This is a genomic window from Halolamina salina (assembly GCF_042678005.1).
GTDB lineage: Archaea > Halobacteriota > Halobacteria > Halobacteriales > Haloferacaceae > Halolamina > Halolamina salina.
Genome location: NZ_JBHUDH010000238.1, coordinates 1 through 1,571, shown reverse-complemented (window position 1 = coordinate 1,571; position 1,571 = coordinate 1). Strand labels below are relative to the sequence as shown.

The following is a 1,571-nucleotide window of genomic DNA, read 5'->3' as shown; positions in this document are numbered from 1 at the left end:
CGGCGCTCCGGAGCGACCAGCCACGCCGTTCGGCGAGGCGGACGACCGTCTCGGGTGGCTCCGGCGGACCGACCCAGAGGAGGTTGGTACCCATCTATCGTTCACTCCAGTTCACGAGTGATAAATCCGTCCCGCTCCCGCTACTCGTACAGCGGGTGTTTCTCGGTCAGTTCGCCGATCGTCTCGGAGACCTCGGCCAGCACGTCCTCGTCCTCCGGCGCGTCGACCACGTCGGCGATGCAGTCGGCGACGGTCCGGCAGTCGCTGGCGGTGAACCCGCGGGTCGTGATCGCCGGCGTGCCGACGCGGATGCCGGAGGGGTTGAACGGCGAGCGGGTCTCGCCGGGCACGGTGTTGGCGTTGAGGACGATCCCGGCCTTCTCGAGCGCCTCCTCGACCTCCTTCCCGGTCGTGTCGGGGTGGGAGGGGCGCAGGTCCGCGAGCACGAGGTGGGTATCGGTGCCGCCGGAGACGAGATCGAGGCCGCGGTCGCGCAGGCGCTCGGCCATCGCCTCCGCGTTGGTGACGACGCGGGCGGCGTACTCCTCGAACTCCGGCGTGAGCGCCTCCTTGAATCCGACCGCCTTGCCGGCGATGTTGTGCATCAGCGGGCCGCCCTGCATCCCGGGGATGACGGCCTTGTCGACGGCCTCGCTCCACTCCTCGCCACACATGACCATCCCGCCGCGGCCGGCACGGATCGTCTTGTGGGTCGAGCCGGTGACGAAGTCGGCGACGCCGACCGGCGACTCGTGTTCGCCGGCGGCGACGAGTCCGGTGATGTGGGCGATGTCGGCGAGGTGGAGGGCGCCGACGGACTCCGCGGTCGCCTGGATGCGCTCCCACTCGACCTCGCGGGGGTAGGCGGAGTAGCCCGAGACGATCATGTCGGGGTCGAACGCCTCGGCCTGCTCGGCCAGCCCCTCGTAGTCGATGTACCCCGTCTGGTCGTCGCACTCGTAGTGCTGGACCTCGAAGTGCTCGCCGACGAAGTTCGCGGAGTGGCCGTGGCTGAGGTGGCCGCCGTGGGTCAGATCGAGGCTCAGGATCTTGTCGCCGGGTTCGAGCGCGGCGATGTAGACGGCCATGTTGGCCTGCGAGCCGGAGTGGGGCTGGACGTTGACGTGCTCGGCGCCCCACAGCTCCTTCGCGCGGTCGATCGCCAGTTGCTCGACGGTGTCGGCGTGCTCACAGCCGCCGTAGTATCGCTGCCCGGGGTAGCCCTCGGCGTACTTGTTGGTGAGGCTGCTGGACTGGGCGTCCATCACCGCCTCGGAGACGTGGTTCTCGCTGGCGATCAGTGTGATCGTGTCCCGCTGGCGGTCGGTCTCGGCCTCGAGCGCGTCCGCGAGCTCCGGATCGACGTGCCGGACGTGATCGTGCTCCATACCCGCAACCGGGGCCAGGTCCGGGTTAAGCCTGACTGTCGCCGGCGGCGCCCGACAGAGATTTAGCGTCTGCCTCACGTATCGCGGGACGGACGCATGGATGTGGAGATCGACGGGGACGGCGTCCGCGCCGTCGACGAGGCCAAAACCGCCGTCCGCGTCGAGGCCGAGGGATGGGAGTCG

1 protein-coding gene is annotated in these 1,571 nt (G+C 69.4%); it reads right to left on the bottom strand.

Annotated features, from left to right (window positions below):
- Positions 1–140: 140 nt before the first annotated feature.
- Entirely contained in the window at positions 141–1,388 is a 1,248-nt protein-coding gene (locus ACFR9S_RS15055; RefSeq protein ID WP_379732709.1) for a serine hydroxymethyltransferase, read from the bottom strand.
- Between the last annotated feature and the right edge of the window lie 183 nt (positions 1,389–1,571).